Origin of the sequence: Roseibium algicola, assembly GCF_001999245.1 — a bacterium.
Classification (GTDB): Bacteria; Pseudomonadota; Alphaproteobacteria; order Rhizobiales; family Stappiaceae; genus Roseibium; species Roseibium algicola.
Genome location: NZ_CP019630.1, coordinates 45,498 through 65,631, shown reverse-complemented (window position 1 = coordinate 65,631; position 20,134 = coordinate 45,498). Strand labels below are relative to the sequence as shown.

Genomic DNA, 20,134 nt, shown 5'->3' with positions numbered 1-20,134 from the left:
CTCGGAGGTACCGGCGGAGGAGGAGAGCCCCATGCCTGAAATTTCAAGCGACCGCGATTGCCAGACCGTCATTACCACTTTCGAAATGACACCGGGCACATGCTACGACCTTCTGGACGAACTGAAGGACGCCTACGAGAATTTCATTAGCCATCAGCCGGGCTTCATTGGTGCCGGGCTGCATGTCAACGATGCTCAAACCCGTATCGCCAATTATTCGCAGTGGCGGCGACGGGAGGATTTCCTGGCCATGTTGCGTTCACCGGAAATGCGTGAGCGCAACCGGCGTATCAGTTCATTGTGCAAGAGTTTCGAACCGGTGATGTACGACGTCGTGGACGCCTACGACTGACCTCACCTTCATGACAGAAATCGTGATGGCGCCGGTCATGAACGACCGACGTTGCACATTGCTCCGGGCTCCTGGAACAGGGACCGGAGGTTCCTTGCGACCTCCCGCATTTCTCGGAAACTTCCATGTCCTACCAGATTGTCGATTGCCGCTCGTTTGGTGCTGACCAGCTGTGCGAGGCCTTGAACACTGCTTTCTCGGATTACGTCACGCCACTGCATCTGAGCGAGAAGGATTTCCGTGAGTTTCAGCGCCAGCGCGGGTTTTCGGCAGAGCATTCCTTCGTGGCGATGGCAGGGGAAGAGATTGCAGCCTTCTGGCTTTCGAGCTTGCCAAACTCCAGATATGGCGACAGGGCCTATACGTTGTCCGTCGGGACCAGTCCTGCGCATCGTCGCAAAGGCCTGTCGAGAAAGCTTCTTGCAGCGGTCATCGAAAAGCAGCTTGAGGCCGGCGCGAAAGGTCTGCAGCTTGAGGTCATCACGACAAACGAAAAGGCGGTTGCTGCTTATGAAGCCTTTGGCTTTCGCCGCGAAAGGACACTTGGTGTCTTTCGGCTCGTGAACAGCAAGGCGCTCAAGGCGCATGTCGGAAAGTGGGTGCTGGAGCGGATCGGGTTGAACGATCTTCCCGATGATACCGGCCCCTATTTCGATACCTTGCCGACCCCCCAGAACAGTATTGCCGGGCTTCGTGGTTTGAGCCCGGATATCCATCTTCTGGCTGTTCGTCAGGACGATGAAATTCTGGGGTGGGGGGCGAGTTTTGCCGATGGCGCGGTCGCGCAGATCGCCGTTCACAAGAACCATCGTCGCCAAGGCATTGGCCGAGCCTTGTTGCAGGGGCTGATGGAGGCCCTGGGCGGATCCGAACTTCGGTTTGTCAACGTCGACACCGCTGCGCAAAGCGCCAACGCATTCCTGCGCCTGTCAGGTGCGGAAGAGCTGCTGCAACAATACGAAATGCGGCTTGATTGCTAAGTGCACACCAAGGTTCAGGTCTCTTGGTTGATCTTGCGGAATGGTGCGTGTTCGGCCAGCGCCTCGTTCTCGCGTTCGACGGCAAGGCGTTCGTGTTCCAGAAAATCGGCGACAGCCTGATGTAGCCCTTCATGGGCGATCCAGTGGGCGGAATAGGTTGTGGTCGGCAGATAGCCGCGCGCCAGCTTGTGGGCGCCTTGAGCGCCGGCTTCAACGCGCTTCAACTTGTTGGCGATGGCAAAGTCGATCGCCTGGTAGTAGCAGAGCTCGAAATGCAGGAACGGATGGTGCTCGGTGCAGCCCCAATGGCGCCCGAACAAGGTGTGCGAGCCGATGAAGTTGAGGGCCCCGGCAATGTATTGGCCATGCCGTTTGGCAAGAACCAGCAAGGTGCGGTCAGCCAGCCTCTCATTGATCAGCGAATAGAATTTTCTGTTCAGATAGGGGCGGCCCCACTTCCGTGAACCCGTGTCCATGTAGAATTTGTAGAAGGCGTCCCAATGGGCCTCGGTCAGATCGGACCCGGTGACCCATTCCACCTCAATGCCCTCTGCGCTCAGGGCTTCGCGCCGCTCTTTCTTGACGGCCTTGCGTTTGCGCGACGCCAGATCTGCCAGAAAGCCGTTGAAATTGTCGTAACCGTGGTTTTCCCAGTGAAACTGCTGATCGGTCCGCTGCAGATATCCTAGTTCACCCAGACTGTCCCATTCCGGTTTGGTCAGGAAAGTGGCATGCACGGATGAAGCCCCGGAGCGCTGACACACCTGTACCAGACCGGCGGCAAGCGCTTGCAGGCCCGCTTCACGGTTGACGCCGGCACCTGTCAGAAACCGGCGTCCGGTTGCCGGCGTGAAGGGCACGCTGATCTGAAGTTTGGGATAATAGTCACCGCCTGCACGGTAGAAGGCGTCGGCCCAACCGTGGTCGAACACATATTCGCCTTGCGAATGGCTCTTGAGATAGGCCGGCACGGCACCGAGGACCTCGCCGCCGCTATCTTCCAGCACCATGTGTCTGGGCAGCCAGCCTGTCGCTTCCGTTGCACATCCGGAAGCCTCCAGAGCCTCCAGAAAAGCGTGGGACAGAAACGGGTTGAAATCGATGTCCTCACCGGCAAATTCGGAACTGCCGCCAAGTGCCCCGGAAAGCTCGGCCAGCGCCTCGCATTTCGGGTCTTTCTTCAAGAGCCCCCGTCCGGAAAGCTGCCAGCCTGGATTGGCCACCTGATCCCAGTTGGAGGCAGTGACATCCTTCAAGGAAGACAGGATTCGCAAGGTCGCTGTCTGTCCGCCGTCATCTGTAGCCGGGGAGTTGCCGTCCGTGGACCGGGAGGAGGTCATGCGTCAGAAGAAACCAAAGTTTGAAACCATACTCTTGATGTAGCGCTGGCATTTTGCAGTGCAAGAGGTTGATGTCGTGTAATGGTTATTTCTAAAGGGAACGGGCTGCGCTCCTGTCCGGATCAAAGCCCTCGAAAACGATCTGGTCTGCGTAGCGATCAGCCTTTTCACGTTGTTCGGTGGTCCTCACCGTCCAGGACATCAGCGGCACCTTGAACACAGAGCGCAGCAGACTGGGTCCGGCCTTTGGCAGGTCCTTGACACCGTAGGAAATGAAATGCGGGCGCGTGCGCGGTGCATGCAGGATATGGCGCAGGATGAACCGGTCGACACGGCTGTAGCGGGCATAGTCAGGTCCGGGCTCGGCGCCGTCGGCGACGATACCGCGCAGCACCGAGGCGTTGCGTGCCTTTGCTATGGACAACATGTCCGGATCGAATGACTTGATGCATGCAGGGCCCTTATAGCCCGCCACCTGGTCCGTCACGTGCCGGACAAAGTCCATTTGCGCATCACGGCGCATCAACGACTTGATCTCGACCACCAGCGGGACGCGGCCGTCGACAAGATCGAACAGATCCTTCAGGAGCCAGAGCTTGTCTGTGCCGGTCTTCATGTGAATGCTGGTGAGCTCGGATGCGGCCAGATCGATAACCCTGCCGGTTCCCTCCGCAAGGCGCTCCAGCGTGTAGTCATGGAACACAAGAGCTTCGCCGTCTGCCGTTTCCTGAACATCCACCTCGATCGCGAAATTTTTGTCGATCGCATGCTGAATTGCGGTAGGCGTGTTCTCAATGACGCCGTTGTCGGCATCGTGATAACCCCGATGGGCGATCGGGCGGGCGAAGATGGCTTCGAGTTCCGGTGTCATGGCGGGGGCTCGTCAGGAAGGAAAATGCCTCACCGGCCGGTGTGGCTTCGGGAAGAGAGTGGGGGAGGCCAGGCTCCCCGCAAGTAGTCAGTCTTCGATTTCGAAAATCGCTTCGATCTCGACAGCAGCACCGAAGGGCAGGGACGCGGCGCTGACGGCGGAGCGCGCATGGCGGCCCTTTTCGCCCATCGCTTCTACCAGGAAGTCGGATGCGCCGTTGATGACCTGCGGCTGGTCGACGAATTCGGCCGTGGAGTTCACGAAGCCGACGATCTTCACCAGTCGGGCAACCTTGTCGAGATTTCCGGTGGCAGCCTTAGCCTGAGCAAGCAGGTTGATGGCGCACAGCTTGGCAGCGGCCTTGCCTTCATCGATGCCCAGACCGTCACCCAGCTTGCCGGAGATCTGAAGCTTGCCGCCTGCCATCGGCAACTGGCCGGAAACGAACAGCTGATTGCCGGTCTGCAGGAAAGGCACGTAGTTGGCCGCGGGTGCCGCCGCTTCCGGAAGGGTGATGCCAAGTTCGTTCAGCCGGGCTTCGATCGCGCTGCTCATGGGGGTCTCCAAGTTTGAGAGCTTTCAGCGTGTCTTGGCGTAATTCGTCACAGGTGACAAGGTCAAAATGGGGTGTGTACGGTAAAAGGAAACTGTGGAGGAGCTTGGTTTCGATTGCCACGGTCACCACTTGAGAAGGACGATTTGTGAAATAACAGGCCAGTGGGGCTTGGGGCATGGCTGCACATTCGCGGTGGCGGAATGTGCAGTTTGCCGCATAATGTGTGGAACCGGTCCAGGTGGCGTTTCCACCAGGACGAGAATGAGGTTTTTTTGATGCAATGCGTTCCGAAGTCCGTGTCCTCGACCGTTGGTGCGATCGTTTTGGCCACCGCAGCTTTTGCGGTGTCTGGCGCGACCGACGCCGATGCGAGCGGCACTGTCGGCTTTAAACTCGTGCCCCATCGCGCCGTTTACGACATGAACCTGGGAGACAGCGAGGAGCAAGCCGGGATCGCGGGCCTCAACGGACGCATGGTCTACGATTTCTCCGGAAGCGCCTGCGAGGGCTACAGCGTAAACTTCCGCTTTGTCACCGAGTTCCAGAATACCGACGGTGGTTCACAGATCACTGATCTGCAGACGACTTCCTTCGAAGAGCCACGCGCCGAGAGCTACCAGTTCCTCTCCAAGACCTTTGTCGATCAGAAACTGGTCGAAGCGACCCGTGGAACGGCACGGAGCGGAAAGAAAGCACGCACTGTCGAACTGAAGGAACCTTCGGAAAAATCGCTGGAGATTGGCCGGGAAGTGCTGTTTCCGACGGAGCATCTTCTGACGATCATGAAGTCGGCCGAGGCGGGCGTCCATTTTGTTGCAGCCGACATCTATGACGGCGCCGAAACCGGGGAAAAGGTTTATGCCACGACGACGGTGATCGGTGCCAAAGCCGTCAACGACGCAAAAACCGATGCTGACCACGTGGATGCACCGCTGTCCGGCAAGGGCTACTGGCCCGTTACCGTCGCCTACTTCGACCCGAGTGCCGAAGACGCAAGTGGAGAGCTTCTGCCGGTCTATCAGCTGTCATTCTGGCTGTATGAAAACGGCATCAGCGGACACCTGAAGCTCGACTACGGCGATTTCACCATCCAAGGCAAGATGGCATCGCTGGAGCTTTACGATGAGACCGAGTGCCCGCAGCAGTAACCGGGCAAGACCGCTTCTTGAAATAATCGGGTGACAGGCGGACTACTTGTCACCCTGCTTCTTGGCTTCCTTCGCCGCGCGCGCTGCGTGCGTGAGGCCGAGTTCGACAGCTGACGTTCCGAACTTGTCCCGAAGCCGATCCACGGCAAGTTCCGCATTCTTCCGTCGTTCGGCTGACTGGTCGAGCAGGTCTCTCGGATCGGCGCGGTCCGCATTTTCCAGATCGCTGACGCCTATGCCGATAAGCCGGAAACGGCGGCCATCGGCTTCGATCTGAAGAAGATTTTCACCCGCCGCGTAGATCTTGTCGGCCAATTGGGTCGGATCGGAAAAATGCCTGGCGCGGGTGATCGTCTTGAAGTCGGCGGTTTTCAGTTTCAAAGTCACACCGCGCCCTGAGAGTTCCGCCTTCTTGAGCCTCGCAGACACTTTCTCGGCCAGGTTTCTGAGAATGGGGCGCAGGGTATCGAAACTCGAGATGTCGGTGAAGAAGGTGGTTTCCGCAGAAACGCTTTTTGCACCCCGTTCAGGAGTGACTTCACGGCTGTCGTCTCCATGCGAAAGACGCGCCAGACGCAGGCCGATGGTGCCGTATCGGCGAGCGAGATCCGTCGCTTCCATTTCCTGCAGCTGTCCGATTGTCCGAATGCCGTCCCTCTCCAGTTTCTGCTGGAACACCTTGCCGACACCCCAGATGCGGCCCACAGGCATGGCCGCCAGCACGTCTTCGGCTTCCGCTGCGCCGATGACGGAGAAACCACGCGGCTTTTCGAGATCGGACGCAAGTTTTGCCAGAAACTTGTTGGGGGCAAGGCCGACAGACGCCGATATGCCGATATCGGCTTCCATGTCGCGTATGAAGCCGGCGAGTGTTTCCGCCGGAGACTTCTTGTGAAGGCGTTCGGTGCCCGTCAGATCAAGAAAGGCTTCGTCGATGGACAAAGGCTCCACCAGGGGTGTGAGCGCACGCATGCGTTCACGTATCTCCTTGCCGACGCTCGCGTATTTGGCCATGTCAGGCTTGATCACGATCGCTTGCGGGCAAGCCTCAAGCGCCTTGAACATGGGCATTGCGGACCGCACACCGTAGATGCGGGCGATGTAGCAGCATGTGGAAACCACACCGCGCTGACCTCCGCCAACGATTACCGGCTGGTCCTGCAGCTCCGGATTGTCGCGTTTTTCGATAGAAGCATAAAAGGCGTCGCAATCAATGTGGGCAATGGCCAGCGTGTCGAGTTCCGGATGCTTGACCAGCCTCGGGCTGCCGCAGCGGGTACACCTGGCTGCCGACGGGGCGAGGCGTGCACCGCAGTCTCGGCAAAGGGCACGTAAGGGCGGAACGGGTTGGGACACGGCGTTGGCAATCGGCTGCGGTGCGGATGGGCAATCAGCCGCTCTGCTGGTTTCGGTTCGAGCCCTGCAGAATAGCTCCGATAAAGGCGGCCGTCTCCTGCCAATCGCTGCTCAACAGATCGATGTAACCTGCCTTTTCAGTGGTCTGCAGAAATCTGGCGTCAGCGATGAACTGTATCTGGACAGCAGACGGCAGGGTCGCGTTTACGGAGGTGTGGTTGGTCGGACTGTCGTCAATGAAGACAACCGGCTCCGGACGTCCACGAGACAGAGCAGCAACCGCACCACCTTTGGGACCGGAATTCGTCAGCAACGGAAAGGTGATACCGAGCCCGGTGAGCAGCTTTTCCCGCACTGGCTTGTTGTGACCTCCGGGCAGATTGGTCAGCAGGATAACGTCCCATTGCTGTGCAAGTGCATTGAGCGCATCGCCTGCACCGGGGACCATGTCCTGACGATGGCTGACCTCGTCGAAGAACTCCAGAAGCAGTCTGCGAACGTCGTCGGACGACAGAGGTTCACCATTGTCCCGCCGACCAATATTGCCGGTCAGCCTGTACTCGTACTTCAGGAAAGCCAGGTCACGAGCGTGAAGATAGTCTTCCAGATGAGCGATCAGATGCAAAATCACTTCATCCACATCGCAGATGATCAAAGGGCGGTTCGAAAACGGCAGTGCCTGGATCTGCGCAAGAACTTCGGGCAGCACTTGCGTCGGTTCAGGCATGGTCTTCGTCTTCGCCGGCAATTGCGTAGCGTGCAGCGGCCATCATCGTTGGCCGTATCCCGGCATTTTCACAAAAGGCAAGCAGCAGCGCTTCGTCCATCATGTAGAACTCGAGCACACCGGCAAGAAACCCAGGTTCTCCCGCCGCTTCTCGAATCATTTCCGGTCCAATTCCAGAAAAAGCAAGAAACCTGCCGATCTGTTCCGGGTCACGGCTGAGCTGGAGAAGAGCTTCAGTAGCAATTCCTTGTGCTTCTTCAACGGACAATGACTTGCTCTGTATATTTTTCATTGTGTTTTTTTGCCTTTCTGAAACGATTCCGGGTTAGAAGAAATTTAATGCGGACCGGGGAAGGGTTCTACCGCGGACTAAAATGTGCTGCGAAGATAAAATGGGACCGGCAAGAGGCCGGGTAAAGGGCCGGACATATGGCAAAATCCGTGTTGATCGTCGAAGACAACGAGCTGAACATGAAGCTGTTTCATGATCTGCTCGAAGCGCACGGCTATAATACATTGCAGACCCGGACCGGCATCGAAGCCTTGCAGTTGGCCCGTGAGCATCATCCCGATCTGATCCTGATGGATATTCAGCTGCCGGAAGTGTCGGGGCTGGAAGTCACGAAATGGATCAAGGAAGACGAGGATATCGCTTCCATCCCGGTTATCGCCGTGACCGCTTTCGCGATGAAGGGCGATGAGGAGCGTATCCGGCAGGGCGGGTGCGAAGCTTACATATCCAAGCCGATCTCCGTAGCGAAATTCCTGGAAACAGTTCGGGCATATCTCGGCGAAGCGTAACGGGCCGCCGCCGGTAGAACTGCGGCGGATAAAGATTTCTGCAAGGTTTCACGGTTGTTTGGCATGGCTGCGTGCAACCAATTCCTGCGAATCGCAAAACCTCGCGTTCACGCGCTCTTCATATTAAGGTTACGGATTTACTAAAACGGCATTGTTTCTGTGCATATTTTGCGGAAAATATTGCAATCAGGCAACATTCAGGTAGTGTGACCGCAGATTAGTGTTTTTCCTGATCGCCTCAATGACGTGGTAAAGAATGCCGTAGCGTCAAAACGGGCAATACAGTTTCCCCTCGGAGTGCTCAGGTCCGCCGCATCTCCTGGGTCCGTGGGGCAGGTCGGCAGGGAACCGGCCGATGAGTGGCCTCCTCGAATGCCGTGTTCCCGCCGACCACTAATCTTTCAACCGAAAATCAAGAAGCAGCACCAGCAGCAATGCTGAAGCTGCGTCGTCGTGCCTCTGCGTCCGCACAGTAATCATTTGTGGAAACAGGTTTCACGACGCTGACCTGCGCCGACAAAATTTCAAAATCACATTCGGCCACGCATGAAAAAACCCGCCGTTTCCGGCGGGTTCTTTAAAAATCATCAGGAACCAGATCTTACTTGATCTTGGTTTCCTTGAACTCGACGTGCTTCTTGGCAACCGGGTCGTATTTCTTTTTGACCATCTTCTCGGTCATCGTACGGGAGTTCTTCTTGGTGACATAGAAGAAGCCGGTGTCAGCCGTGGAGAGGAGCTTGATCTTGATTGTTGTCGCCTTGGCCATGGCCTTGGATCCTGTTCTCTGTTGTCGGGCAAAGAGTTCTTGCGGCCAGATGGCTGGCGATGAATCTGCCCCAATGTCTGAAATCAGCGCGCAAACTACTCATCGCAGCGCGAAAGTCAAGCACTTGCTATGGTTCAGCCGCCTTTTCGAACCATGTCAGCCATTCTGCCGCAGTGCTGTCAAAGCCCTCGTTATCGTATCAACCGATTGGTCCACGCTCAGGCTGGAACTATCCAGCTGGAGACATGGTTCCGTCCACGGTTCGTATTCATGACTTCGTACCTCAGGCCACCGGGGCAGGGTCAGTCCGTCAATCTCGGTTTCCCTGCTTTCAACGCGCTTGCGGTGTTCGCGCTCATCCGAGCAGACAATCTCGACATTCAGCAGTGTCGCGCCGGTTGATTGAGCGGTTTCCCTCCACAATTGCCTGGATTCGGCAACCGGGTTGACCGTATCGGCAACGACGTTGTGACCAAGTTCCAGGTTTCCGGCAGCGATAGCAGCAAGGGCGAGGTAACCCGCGTCTTCAGCCGGATGAATGTGCAAGACACTGCGTTTGAGGGCAGCTTCAACCGCATCCACACGCAAAAGAAATGCGGGCAGCCGCCCGCTCAGATCCTTTGCTATCGTCGACTTGCCGACGCCGGGTAAACCGGAAAGGGCAATCAGGAAAGGCATAAGCCTGGACACACCTTTGTGTGTTACAATGGCCGGCAATCCGCCAGGTACAGGTAACTTCAGAGCTCCTGCTTCACGAAACCGCCCTTGCGAAAGAAATAGTAGGGGACAGGCGTCGTCGGTGAAAGCTCAGGGTCTTTCGCCAGCCTGTCTTCCAGGTCGGTCAGGATCTTGTTGGTGATCATCGGCAGATCCTTCTGCCTCGCCTCTTCGAAAGTCAGCCAGGCACAGTCTTCCAGTTCGCCGGACGGGCCGGTTCCATCGGGCAACCTGTCGGCAATGGCGTCCGCCCAGACGGCCAGAAAACGGGTGTCGAAGCGTCGCGGGCGTTGCGGTGGGGTGATGGCCCTCGCAATCATCCGAAGGCCGCTCAGGTCGGGCTGTATGCCGCGCTCGGCAAATGCCTCGAAGCCGGTACCAAGGTGCAGGTGGTTGTTGTGCGCCAGACGGCCGATAAACAGCCCGGCCTCTTCATAGGTTTCCCGAATGGCGGCCAGGGCCAGTGCACGAACGCGCGCGGCAGACTTGGCGTTCTTCAGGTCCTGCGTAAGCTTTGCCTCGACGTCCGGATGATAGGGAAGCACGTCGGTCACACGGGAATCGGAGACATCCACTCGGCCACCAGGGAACACGAATTTTCCCGGCATGAAGGCATGGCGCATGTGACGACGGCCCATCAGCAGCTTCACGGAACCCCGATCGTCGCGGTCCAGAATGAGCAGCGTTGCGGCATCCTTGGGACGGATATACGGATAGTTTCCGGCTTTTTCGTCTTTTGCCAGCTGCTTTTCGAACGAACCGCTCATGTAACCCTTTCGGAAGGCACCGGAATGGGAGGCGTGTCGTCTTCCGCATCCGGGTCAAAACCATGCATGTAGAGCGCCCACTGCAGACCGATCAGCGCACCTTTGATCGGTCGCAGAAGCGACAGCGACAGGATCAGCGTCAGCGGTACCCAGAGAGACATATGGATCCACAACGCGGGATGCCACAACACTTCCACGGCCAGAAGGCCAGGAACGATAATGTGGCCGACAATGGTGATTGTGAAATAGGGCGGGGCGTCGTCCGCGCGATGGTGATGAAACTCCTCGCCGCAGACAGAGCAGGCATAGTGTGGCTGAAGGAAGCCATCGAACACCTTGCCTTTTCCGCAGTTCATGCACCGGTTGCCGGCACCGCGCAGCATGGCCTGAAGAACGTTGCGCCGCGGTTTTTCGGATGCTGTATCCGGCGTTTCCAGTTTGTCGTGCAGTTCATACCGGACCGTCACGAAGATCTCCTTCGACCCTGTTTCTTCGGTGAGGCCTTGCCGCGTCCGCCCTTCGGCGGCCCGCGCCGCACCTTTGGCGCGGCTTTCCGGATGCGTTTGCCGGCAATGCTGCCGTGGCTCAGCAGCTCGAATGTCAGTGCACCGGCAAAGGGGGCTGCTTCCACCAGCCGGACCTCCACTTGATCGCCAAGTTGGTAGGTCTCGCCGGTTTTGTCACCTATCAGGGCGTGCGACCCTTCGTCATAGCGATAATAATCGAGGCCGATTGTGGAGGCCGGTACGAAGCCGTCGGCACCTGTGTCGGTCAGGCGAACAAACATGCCGGACTTGACCACCCCTGCAATTCTGCCCTGAAAACTCGCGCCGATCTGGTCGCTCATCCAAAGGGCAATCAGACGGTCGATGGTGTCGCGTTCGGCAAGCATTGCCCGCCGTTCAGCGGCCGAGATTTCAGCGCCGATGGCCTCCAGTTTCGTCTCGATACCTTCCGGCAAGCCATCCTTGCCAAGCCCGAGCGCGGATATCAGCCCACGGTGCACGATCAGATCGGCATACCGGCGGATCGGTGACGTGAAATGCGCGTACCGCCGCAGGTTCAAGCCGAAATGGCCGATGTTCTGCGGGGCGTATTCTGCCTGGGCCTGGCTGCGCAAGACCACCTCGTTGACGAGATTGGCCTGCGGTGTGTCCTTCACCTTGGCAAGTATGCCGTTGAAGGCGGAGGGGCGGAGACCACCGGAGGACGGCAGCTTGATGTTGATCGTCGACAGAAAGTCTTTCAGGCTTTCCAGCTTTTCCGGGGTCGAGGCATCGTGGATCCGGTAGAGCAGGGGCGTTTTCTTCTGCTCCAGCGTTTCGGCGGCTGCCACGTTCGCCTGGATCATGAATTCTTCGATCAGCTTGTGGGCGTCCAGACGCTCCGGAACATAGACATGATCGACAGTTCCATCCGGTTTCAGCTTGATCTTGCGTTCCGGCAGATCGAGTTCCAGCGGTTCGCGCGCCTCACGTCCCCTCTTCAGCACGGCGTAAGCGGCCCATAGCGGCTTCAGGACGCCGTCGAGCAGGGTTTCGGTCTTCTCGTCTGTCGTGCCGTCAATCGCCTTCTGGGCCTGCAGATAGGAGAGTTTTGCCGCCGAACGCATCAGCACCCTGTGAAAGGTGTGGCCGGTCTTGCGTCCGGTCTTGTCGAACACCATCCGCACGCCAAGCGCCGGCTTGTCTTCCTTTTCCCGGAGCGAGCAGAGCTGGTTGGAAATTCGCTCCGGCAGCATCGGGATCACCCGGTCGGGAAAATAGACCGAGTTGCCGCGCAGGTTCGCTTCCCGGTCCATCGGAGAGCCGGGGGTGACGTAGTATGCGACATCCGCAATCGCCACATAGCAAATATAGCCGCCTTCGTTGGAAGGGTCCTCGTCCGCTTCGGCGTAGACGGCGTCGTCGTGGTCTTTTGCGTCGGGCGGGTCGATGGTGATCAGCGGCACCTGCCGCCAGTCCTCGCGCTTGCCGAGTTTCTCCACCGGCTTTGCGCTCTCGGCCTGCGCTTCTACAGCTGCCGGAAAGACATGCGGAATGCCATGCGATTGCAGGGCGATCTCCGAAACCGCCTTTTCCGAATTCATCGAGCCGAAGCGCTCAACCACCGACGCGACGGGATGGCCGTAGCGGCCGGAGCGCGTCACCTGAACGCTGACAAGATCTCCGTCCTCTGAGTCCTTGAGGTCACGCGGATCGATGTCGAGTTCCCGCTGCTTGCGGTCAATCGGTTCGAGATAGGGCGGGCGGGTGCCGTCACGCTTCCGCAGAATTCCGAGGATTGCACCCTGACGCTTTTCCAAAACGCGGATGACGCGAGCGACATGTTCTGTTTCGGGGCCGCTCTCAGCTTCGGTCAGGCGCACGAGTGCGCGGTCACCCAGGCCGGGTTGCGTCGCCTTGGTCTTGCCGGTCAGCACCAGAATTTTCGGCGGAGTGCCAGCCTCGTCGTCCCAGTCGACAGGGGTCGCGATCAGCTCACCGTCCCGGTCGCGTGCAATGAGATTGGCCACGAAAACCGGCGGCAGATCGCCAGGACGGATCATGCGCTTGTTGCGCTTTTCCATCAGACCGTCGTCGGTCAGGTCCTTCAACATCTTTTTCAGATGGATGCGGGCCCCGCCTATAATACCGAAATGACGGGCAATCTCGCGCTTGCCCGCACGCCCCGGGTTATCTGCAACAAACGCGAGAATATCCTCGCGTGACGGCATTTCACCCGGAACCTTGGCGTGTTTTCGATTGGTGTGCTTGCGCGTGTTAATCCGTTTTGCGCTCAACTCGCATCATCCCAGGGCACCTCTTCGGACGACGCATCGACCTTTGCCTTTGCGGATGACTTTGCCGTCGTCTTCTTGGTGGCCGTCTTTTTGGTTGCTGTTTTCTTCGCAGCAGGTTTCTTGGCAGCCGCCTTCTTCTTGGTGCCGCCCTTGGAGGCCTTTGCCGCGATCAGCTCCAGCGCCTGTTCCATCGTCACGGCCTTGGGGTCGGTGTCCTTCGGTAGCGTGGCGTTGATCTTGCCGTGCTTGACGTAAGGCCCATAGCGCCCGTCATAAACATTGATCGGGCCACCTTCGGACGGATGATCGCCAAGCTCCTTCAGCGGCGTTGCCGCTGCACCGCCGCGTCCACCACCCTTGGCGCGTTTCTGCGCAAGAGCATCGACAGCACGGTTGATGCCGACGGAGAACACTTCGTCTGGTGTGGACAGGTTGGCATAGGTGCCTTCATGCAGCACGAAGGGCCCGTAGCGACCGATACCGGCCGAGATCATCTTGCCGTCTTCCGGGTGTGGCCCCACCTCGCGTGGCAGCGACAGAAGCTGTAGCGCCTTTTCCAGATCCATGTCCGGTGCGGACCAGCCACGGGGCAGGGAGGCTCGTTTCGGCTTGGCTTCCTCGCCCAGCTGAACATAGGGGCCGAAGCGGCCGTTGCGCAGGGAAACGTCAAGGCCGGTTTCCGGATCGGTGCCGAGAACCTTCGGGCCGTCGTCACCTTCGCCGTCTTCACCGCTCGGCTTGCCGAGCTGCCGTGTAAAGCCGCACTCGGGATAGTTGGAGCAGCCGATGAAAGCGCCCCAGCGGCTGACCTTGAGCGATAGCTGACCTGTGTCGCAGGACGGGCACTTGCGCGGATCGGTGCCATCCTCCTTCGGCGGGAAGATATGCGGCCCGAGCAGCTCGTTCAGCGCGTCGATGACATGGGCAACGCGCAGGTCCTTGATTTCATCGACCGCGCCGGAGAACCCGGTCCAGAAATCACGTAGCACGTCGAGCCAGGAAAGCTCGCCTGCGGAAATCTTGTCGAGCTGTTCTTCCAGGCTCGCTGTGAAGTCGAATTCGACATAGCGCTGGAAGAAGCTTTCCAGGAACGCGGTAACAATGCGGCCCTTGTCCATCGGAACAAGCTGCTTCTTGTCGAGTTCGACATAGTCACGGTCGCGCAGGGTCTGGAGCGTCGAGGCATAGGTGGACGGCCGGCCGATGCCAAGCTCTTCCATCTTCTTGACCAGGCTCGCTTCGGTGTAGCGCGGCGGCGGTGTCGTGAAATGCTGCGAGGCTTCGATGGCTTGTGCGGTCCCGTCGACAGAGGCAGCCGTCAGCGCGGCACCTTCATCGACCGCTGGTAGACGCTTGGAGTTCTCGTCTTCCTCGTCGTCCCGGCCTTCCTGGTAAAGCGCAAGAAAACCGTCAAAGCGGACGACGGAGCCAGTGGCACGCAGATTGGCGCGTTTACCGGAACCGTCGGCGAGAATCTCAATGGTGGTCCGTTCCAGAACGGCCGACTCCATCTGAGAGGCCATGGTCCGTTTCCACACAAGCTCATAAAGTTTGGCCTGGTCCGGATCCAGGAACCGGGCGACATCCTTCGGGCGACGCGAAAGGTCCGTTGGCCGGATCGCTTCGTGTGCTTCCTGGGCGTTCTTTGCCTTGGAGGTATAGACGCGCGGGCTTTCCGGAACGTAATTGTCACCGAAATCCTTGGCGATTACGGAGCGGGCGGCAGCGATCGCTTCGCCGGCAATCTGAACGCCGTCGGTACGCATATAGGTGATGAGACCGGAAGTCTCGCCACCGATTGAAATGCCCTCATAAAGCTTCTGCGCCACCTGCATGGTGCGCGATGCGGAAAACCCGAGTTTGCGTGAGGCTTCCTGCTGCAGGGTGGAGGTCGTGAACGGCGCCGCCGGATTGCGCTTCGCAGGCTTGGAAGCCACGCTGTCGACCTTGAAGCTGGCACTTTCCAGCATCGTCTTGATCGCGGTGGCTTCCGCTTCGTTGTTGATGTCGAGACGGCCGATTTTCTTGCCGTCAAAACCGGTCACGCCAGCCTGGAACATGTCCCCGGTCGGTGTCTTCATGTTGGCGAAGATCGACCAGTATTCTTGCGGCTTGAAGGTTTCGATTTCCATTTCCCGGTCGCAGATCAGCCGCAATGCGACAGACTGCACGCGCCCGGCGGAACGGGCACCGGGCAGCTTGCGCCACAGGACCGGAGACAGGGTGAAACCGACCAGGTAATCCAGTGCTCGGCGGGCGAGATAGGCATCGACCAGCGGCGTATCCAGCTGGCGCGGATTGTCCATCGCTTCCAGGATCGCCTTCTTGGTGATCGCGTTGAAAACCACGCGCTCGACCTGCTTGTCCTTCAGCACCTTCTTCTTTTGCAGCACTTCCAGAACGTGCCACGAAATTGCTTCCCCTTCGCGGTCAGGGTCAGTCGCGAGAATGAGGCGGTCGGCATCCTTGACCGCATTGGCGATTTCGCTCAGCCGTTTCTGCGCCTTCGCATCCACTTGCCAGCTCATGGCGAAATTGTCGTCCGGCAGCACCGAGCCGTCCTTGGCCGGCAGATCTCGCACATGGCCGTAGGAAGCCAGCACCGTATAGTCGGAACCGAGATATTTGTTGATCGTCTTGGCTTTCGCCGGCGATTCGACAATGACGACGTTCATTCTTACCCAAAATATTTTTGCCGGATACGGAGCCCCCGCCCGGTGGAGAAGGTGATCTGAGTGCTAATTCAGTGGCGCAGACGATCAAGGATCAAGCGCCGCCTGTCAAATGGACCTTTGATCCTTCCGGGTCAAGCGGTTCGGTCCAGATACGGGTTATCCACTGAGATTCAAGGAAAAACGGCCCCTTACATCAAAGCGGAGATTTTGTTGCCGCGGTGTCTTTCGAGGCGTCCGGCAAGTTCGAGTTCCAGCAGCACGACGTGAACCGACCTCGCATCACCATCCGCAAAGCGTATCAATTCATCCATGTCCACAGGGGTTGGACCAAGCGCCGCAAGGACGCGGTCACGCAGCTTTCCATCCGGTTCGGAGCGGGAAAGAGGGGCGGTTTCGCTCTCTTCGCGGAACTGCCTGCCAAAGGGAAGGGTTGGTGCCAGTCGACCACCAAGGCCTTCCAGCACATCGTCGGCGGTCGAGACAAGTGCCGCACCCTGCCGGATCAAGCCGTTGGCACCTTCCGAACGCGGATCCAGGGGGGAACCCGGTACGGCGAAAATGTCCCTGTTCTGCTCAAGAGCATAACGAGCGGTATGAAGAGAGCCGGAGGCCTTGGCGGCTTCGATAACGATGACCCCCAGAGACAGGCCTGAAATCAGCCGGTTGCGCCGGGGAAAATCCCGGCTGCGGGGTTTCCAGCCAAGAGGCATCTCGCTGATGACGGCGCCTCCTGTGTCGAGAACGGCAGCAAGCAACCTGTCGTGTTCCGGCGGGTAGAGCACATTTATGCCTCCCGCAAACACGGCGATGGTACCTGTTTGTAGTGAGGCTTCATGGGCGGCAGCATCGATCCCGCGGGCGAGGCCGGACACGATTGAAAAGCCTTCTGCCCCAAGCCCCTGTGCAAATCGTGTCGCAAGTTTTCTGCCAGAAAGCGAAGCGTTGCGGGCACCGACGATCGCAATCATCCGTTCCCGGGTCAGCGCGGAGGTGCCGCCCTTGACGGACAGGAGCGGCGGCGGACCGTCGATATGTCGAAGATGTTGCGGATAGTCGGGTTCATGCAGGCCAATCAAACGGGCCCCGATCCGCCCATGGGCATCCAGCTCGGCTTCAGCGTCTTCAAGCGGACAAATCCGGCTAGCCTTGCCGCCGCGCCTTGCAAGATCGGGAAGCAGCTCCAGCGCTCGTTGAGCGGAGCCAGCATGTTTCAGAAGTTCCGCGAATGTAACGGGACCGACGTTTTCCGATCGTATTAGGCGAAGCCACGCCAGACGTTCCGCCTCGGAGAGGTTTCCGGGAGTTATATTTTCAGAAACGCGGTTCACGCGCTTTCATCGCCGGGCGGAGACGAAGCATTGGCCGCCGGTTTGGATTTCGAGCCGATCTTGCTTTCTTCCCCGCGCAGAAGCCGCCCAATGTTTTCGTGATGCTTGGCCCATAGCAGCACCGACAGCAAGACGAACATCTGAGCTATCTGGACCTGATGGAAAACGAGATAGAGCACGATCGGGGTCAGCAGGGTAGCCGTCAGTGCCGACAGAGACGAATAACGGAACAGGAAGGCCATACCGATCCAGATGCCAGCCGCGAGCAGGAACATCGGCCAATAGAGGCCAAGCAGAATGCCGAGGTAGGTTGCTACACCCTTGCCGCCCTTGAACTTCAGCCACACCGGGAAGAGATGCCCGAGAAACGCCCCAAGGCCGGCGATAAGAGCCATTTCCTGGCCGTAGAAGTGATTGACGATCAGAACGGCAACGGTGCCCTTCAATCCATCCCCCAGCAACGTGGCAGCTGCCAGAGATTTGCGGCCGGTGCGCAGAACGTTGGTGGTGCCGATGTTGCCCGAGCCGATTTGGCGGATGTCTCCAAGCCCGGCCATGCGCGTGAACAGCAGGCCGAAGGGAATCGAACCGAGCAGATAGCCGAAGGCGAGGGCGGCGAGATAGTAGGGCCAGGCAAAGGCCCAGCTGATCGGTTCTGGCACGCGATACTCCAATGACGTGCATAATAAATAGCCATCGCAATGTAACTGCATGGCAGCCCGGATCAAGTCCGGCAACTGAGAAAAGAGTGTCTTTGCAGGGAAATAGCGCGGGGTCTATTCCGAGAGCTTGTATTTTTCCGCTTCCACCAGCAGCGATCCGAACGGAAGGGAAATACTGGCCCGGAGCGGGACGAGATACGGCTTGTCACCAACCGGTGCGAGCCAGACTTCCATGGACTTGTTTGCCGCGAGTTGCTGGATCGACTTGCGCTTAGGCCGGTGGCCGGAAATGGGTTCGTACCGGACACCGCAGACTATGACGTCGCCCTTGAACCGGCCATCAGACGTTCTGGTGGCCTTGCGGGATTTGTACTGCAGGTGAACGTCGTAACGTTCCTTGCCGTCGAAGATGCGCAATGTCCTGTTGCAGCTCTCCTTGGCAAGTCCCTGCGGGGCAGGAAGCACGGCGGCGGTCAGGGGATCGAGAACACTCTTAAGATGCTCGGCGGTTACCTTGACCCGTTCCTTCATCCGATCCTGCGGCGGCCGAACTTCGATAGCGTCGATACTGCCCTTACGCATCCGCATGGTGATGGTTCCGGTCTCGTCTTCACTCTTGAGGTCAAGAGCGTAGCGGGCTGGCTCCAGGTCGAGTTTTTGTGCGGTTCCAGCGACTTCAACTGTGCCTTTGCCGTCAGACACCAGCCGTCCGAAGGCGGCGGTCTGGCCGTTGGCACTGACGGAATAGGACTTGCTGTCGATATCCAGTGACAGGACGCCGGAGCCGATAGGCAGCCCAAGGGCGTAAAGCTTGTACTTAATGTAGAGATCAGCCGCCGAAGCGCTGCCGGTAAACAGCGCGGTTATCAGAAAGGCAAGGGCGATCAGGCGCATCAGCATGTTCCGTTGGAAGTTCCGTTCGCGCCAGATTCAGGGAGAATTGTGGCGCGAACAGGATCAACGTTGGAACGGAAACAAGGGCTTGTTCAGGTGTGGCTGAAAACCGTTTTCCCGCCGACAACCGTGCGCAGCACCCGCCCCGAGAACCGTGCATCCTCGAAGGGAGAATTTTTCGAACGTGACTTGATGGTACTTTTTTCCAGGACCCAGGGACGCTCGGGATCGAACACTGTCACATCCGCCGGAGCTCCCTTGGAGAGACGTCCGGTTTCCAGCCCCAGCCGGTCCGCCGGGCGGCAGGTCATCGCGCCAAGCAGGGTGACAAGGTCGACCTGCTCGGAATGATAAAGCCGCAAGGCCGCCGCCAGAAGGGTTTCAAGGCCGATGGCGCCGTCTTCTGCTTCCGCCCACGGATGACGTTTGGTTTCCACGTCCTGCGGGTCATGATTGGAGCAGATGATGTCGATTGTGCCGTCGGCAACAGCCGCGATCATCGCTTGCCGGTCGTCTTCATCGCGCAGTGGTGGCGACATCTTGAAGAACGTCCGATAGGCGCCGATGTCGTTTTCGTTGTGGGTCAGGTGATTGATCGATACCCCGGCGGTGATGTCCAGCCCTTTGGCCTTGCCTGCTCGAACCACGTCTGCGCTGTCGGAGGTGGAAATGAGGTTTGCGTGATACTTGCCCTTGGACATGGCAACCAGGCGCAGGTCCCGCTCCAGCATGATGATTTCCGCTTCACGCGGCACACCAGAAAGACCTTTCCAACTGGCGTTCAGCCCTGCGTTCATGACCCCGCCGGCGAGGTCCGGGTCTTCCGTGTGGTGGATGACCAGCGCATCGAAATCGCGGGCATAGGTCATCATGCGGCGCATGACCTGGGCATTCTTGACCGACTTGTGGCCGTTGGTGAAGGCAACGGCTCCTGCTTCCTTCAGCAAGCCGATTTCGGCCATTTCCTCGCCCTTGAGGCCTTTCGTCAAGGCGGCCAGTGGCAACACGTTGACGATGGCAGTGTCACGCGCCCGGCGCAGGATGAAATCGACCAGCGCGGGATCATCAATGACCGGATCCGTATCGGGCATGGTGCAAATTGTCGTCACGCCACCGCTTGCGGCAGCCTGGGAGGCACTGGCGAGCGTTTCCCGGTGTTCTGCACCCGGTTCTCCGACGGAGACGCAGAAGTCGATCAGGCCCGGACAGGCGATCGCGCCCTTGCAGTCGATAATTTCCGCTCCGTAGGGAGAGCCCTGGTTGGCAGCTTCCGGCCCGGCGGCGAGAATGGTGCCGTCCGCGATGATGACGGAACCTGGAGCATCCAGGCCGCGTGCCGGGTCAATCACTCTGGCGTTTGAAAGAACCAGAGGTTTGGGTGTGTCGTAAGCCACGTGTCTTGTCCCCTG

The 20,134-nt window shown here is 58.7% G+C and carries 20 protein-coding genes; 4 read left to right on the top strand and 16 right to left on the bottom strand.

Annotation, left to right across the window (positions count from 1 at the left end):
- Positions 1-31: 31 nt before the first annotated feature.
- Both B0E33_RS00300 and B0E33_RS00295 read left to right on the top strand, forming a co-directional pair.
- Positions 32-352, top strand: a complete 321-nt coding sequence (locus B0E33_RS00300) for an antibiotic biosynthesis monooxygenase family protein (RefSeq protein WP_055653719.1) — start codon at positions 32-34, stop codon at positions 350-352.
- A 125-nt stretch (positions 353-477) separates the two neighbouring features.
- Positions 478-1,332, top strand: a complete 855-nt coding sequence (locus B0E33_RS00295) for a GNAT family N-acetyltransferase (protein WP_077290074.1) — start codon at positions 478-480, stop codon at positions 1,330-1,332.
- Between the two features lie 14 nt (positions 1,333-1,346).
- On the opposite strand, the gene B0E33_RS00290 is transcribed toward B0E33_RS00295, so the two are convergent.
- The 3 genes from B0E33_RS00290 to B0E33_RS00280 all read right to left on the bottom strand — a co-directional run bounded on the left by B0E33_RS00290 (position 1,347) and on the right by B0E33_RS00280 (position 4,098).
- Complete coding sequence (locus B0E33_RS00290; RefSeq protein ID WP_206051399.1) at positions 1,347-2,672, bottom strand: GNAT family N-acetyltransferase; 1,326 nt, start codon at positions 2,670-2,672, stop codon at positions 1,347-1,349.
- Between the two features lie 91 nt (positions 2,673-2,763).
- Positions 2,764-3,543: a glycerophosphodiester phosphodiesterase family protein gene (locus tag B0E33_RS00285; protein WP_023004041.1), complete on the bottom strand. Its 780-nt coding sequence runs from the start codon at positions 3,541-3,543 to the stop codon at positions 2,764-2,766.
- An 87-nt stretch (positions 3,544-3,630) separates the two neighbouring features.
- Complete coding sequence (locus B0E33_RS00280; protein WP_023004042.1) at positions 3,631-4,098, bottom strand: RidA family protein; 468 nt, start codon at positions 4,096-4,098, stop codon at positions 3,631-3,633.
- Between the two features lie 276 nt (positions 4,099-4,374).
- Between B0E33_RS00280 and B0E33_RS00275 the strand changes: the two genes are divergently transcribed.
- On the top strand, positions 4,375-5,247 hold the full coding sequence (locus B0E33_RS00275; protein WP_208997737.1) for a cell envelope integrity EipB family protein: 873 nt from the start codon (positions 4,375-4,377) through the stop codon (positions 5,245-5,247).
- Between the two features lie 42 nt (positions 5,248-5,289).
- On the opposite strand, the gene B0E33_RS00270 is transcribed toward B0E33_RS00275, so the two are convergent.
- Genes B0E33_RS00270 through B0E33_RS00260 form a run of 3 tightly spaced genes read right to left on the bottom strand, consistent with a single transcriptional unit; the run spans position 5,290 to position 7,598 of the window.
- Positions 5,290-6,603, bottom strand: a complete 1,314-nt coding sequence (locus B0E33_RS00270) for a DNA polymerase IV (protein WP_075281596.1) — start codon at positions 6,601-6,603, stop codon at positions 5,290-5,292.
- Between the two features lie 34 nt (positions 6,604-6,637).
- Positions 6,638-7,330: an HAD family hydrolase gene (locus tag B0E33_RS00265; RefSeq protein WP_023004045.1), complete on the bottom strand. Its 693-nt coding sequence runs from the start codon at positions 7,328-7,330 to the stop codon at positions 6,638-6,640.
- Positions 7,323-7,598 (bottom strand): DUF3572 domain-containing protein, encoded by a 276-nt coding sequence (locus B0E33_RS00260; protein WP_436839708.1) that lies wholly within the window; start codon positions 7,596-7,598, stop codon positions 7,323-7,325. The genes B0E33_RS00265 and B0E33_RS00260 overlap by 8 nt, the downstream gene beginning before the upstream one ends.
- A gap of 161 nt (positions 7,599-7,759) precedes the next feature.
- On the opposite strand from B0E33_RS00260, the gene B0E33_RS00255 reads away from it, so the two are divergent.
- On the top strand, positions 7,760-8,131 hold the full coding sequence (locus B0E33_RS00255; RefSeq protein WP_006934912.1) for a response regulator: 372 nt from the start codon (positions 7,760-7,762) through the stop codon (positions 8,129-8,131).
- A gap of 601 nt (positions 8,132-8,732) precedes the next feature.
- Here B0E33_RS00255 and rpmG read toward each other — a convergent pair.
- The 10 genes from rpmG to B0E33_RS00205 form a co-directional block, all read right to left on the bottom strand.
- The gene (gene rpmG, locus B0E33_RS00250; protein ID WP_023004047.1) at positions 8,733-8,900 is read right to left on the bottom strand and encodes a 50S ribosomal protein L33; all 168 of its coding nucleotides are present in this window, start codon (positions 8,898-8,900) and stop codon (positions 8,733-8,735) included.
- Between the two features lie 156 nt (positions 8,901-9,056).
- Complete coding sequence (locus B0E33_RS00245; RefSeq protein ID WP_077293083.1) at positions 9,057-9,578, bottom strand: P-loop nucleotide/nucleoside kinase family protein; 522 nt, start codon at positions 9,576-9,578, stop codon at positions 9,057-9,059.
- Positions 9,579-9,637: 59 nt separating this feature from the next.
- Positions 9,638-10,384, bottom strand: coding sequence for an NUDIX hydrolase (locus tag B0E33_RS00240; RefSeq protein WP_077290072.1), 747 nt, complete (start codon positions 10,382-10,384; stop codon positions 9,638-9,640).
- On the bottom strand, positions 10,381-10,851 hold the full coding sequence (locus B0E33_RS00235) for a DUF983 domain-containing protein (protein ID WP_077290071.1): 471 nt from the start codon (positions 10,849-10,851) through the stop codon (positions 10,381-10,383). The genes B0E33_RS00240 and B0E33_RS00235 overlap by 4 nt, the downstream gene beginning before the upstream one ends.
- Entirely contained in the window at positions 10,848-13,100 is a 2,253-nt protein-coding gene (gene rnr / locus B0E33_RS00230) for a ribonuclease R (protein WP_156912499.1), read from the bottom strand. Before rnr ends, B0E33_RS00235 begins: the two co-directional genes overlap by 4 nt.
- Positions 13,101-13,162: 62 nt before the next feature.
- A complete protein-coding gene (gene topA / locus B0E33_RS00225) occupies positions 13,163-15,841 on the bottom strand; it encodes a type I DNA topoisomerase (RefSeq protein ID WP_077290069.1) in 2,679 nt (892 codons plus the stop codon).
- A 188-nt stretch (positions 15,842-16,029) separates the two neighbouring features.
- Complete coding sequence (dprA, locus tag B0E33_RS00220) at positions 16,030-17,169, bottom strand: DNA-processing protein DprA (protein ID WP_077290068.1); 1,140 nt, start codon at positions 17,167-17,169, stop codon at positions 16,030-16,032.
- A complete protein-coding gene (gene plsY / locus B0E33_RS00215; RefSeq protein WP_031270763.1) occupies positions 17,166-17,831 on the bottom strand; it encodes a glycerol-3-phosphate 1-O-acyltransferase PlsY in 666 nt (221 codons plus the stop codon). The genes dprA and plsY overlap by 4 nt, the downstream gene beginning before the upstream one ends.
- 114 nt (positions 17,832-17,945) lie before the next feature.
- Positions 17,946-18,725 (bottom strand): DUF3108 domain-containing protein, encoded by a 780-nt coding sequence (locus tag B0E33_RS00210; RefSeq protein WP_167579472.1) that lies wholly within the window; start codon positions 18,723-18,725, stop codon positions 17,946-17,948.
- Positions 18,726-18,817: 92 nt separating this feature from the next.
- A complete protein-coding gene (locus B0E33_RS00205; RefSeq protein WP_031270764.1) occupies positions 18,818-20,119 on the bottom strand; it encodes a dihydroorotase in 1,302 nt (433 codons plus the stop codon).
- Positions 20,120-20,134 lie beyond the last annotated feature (15 nt).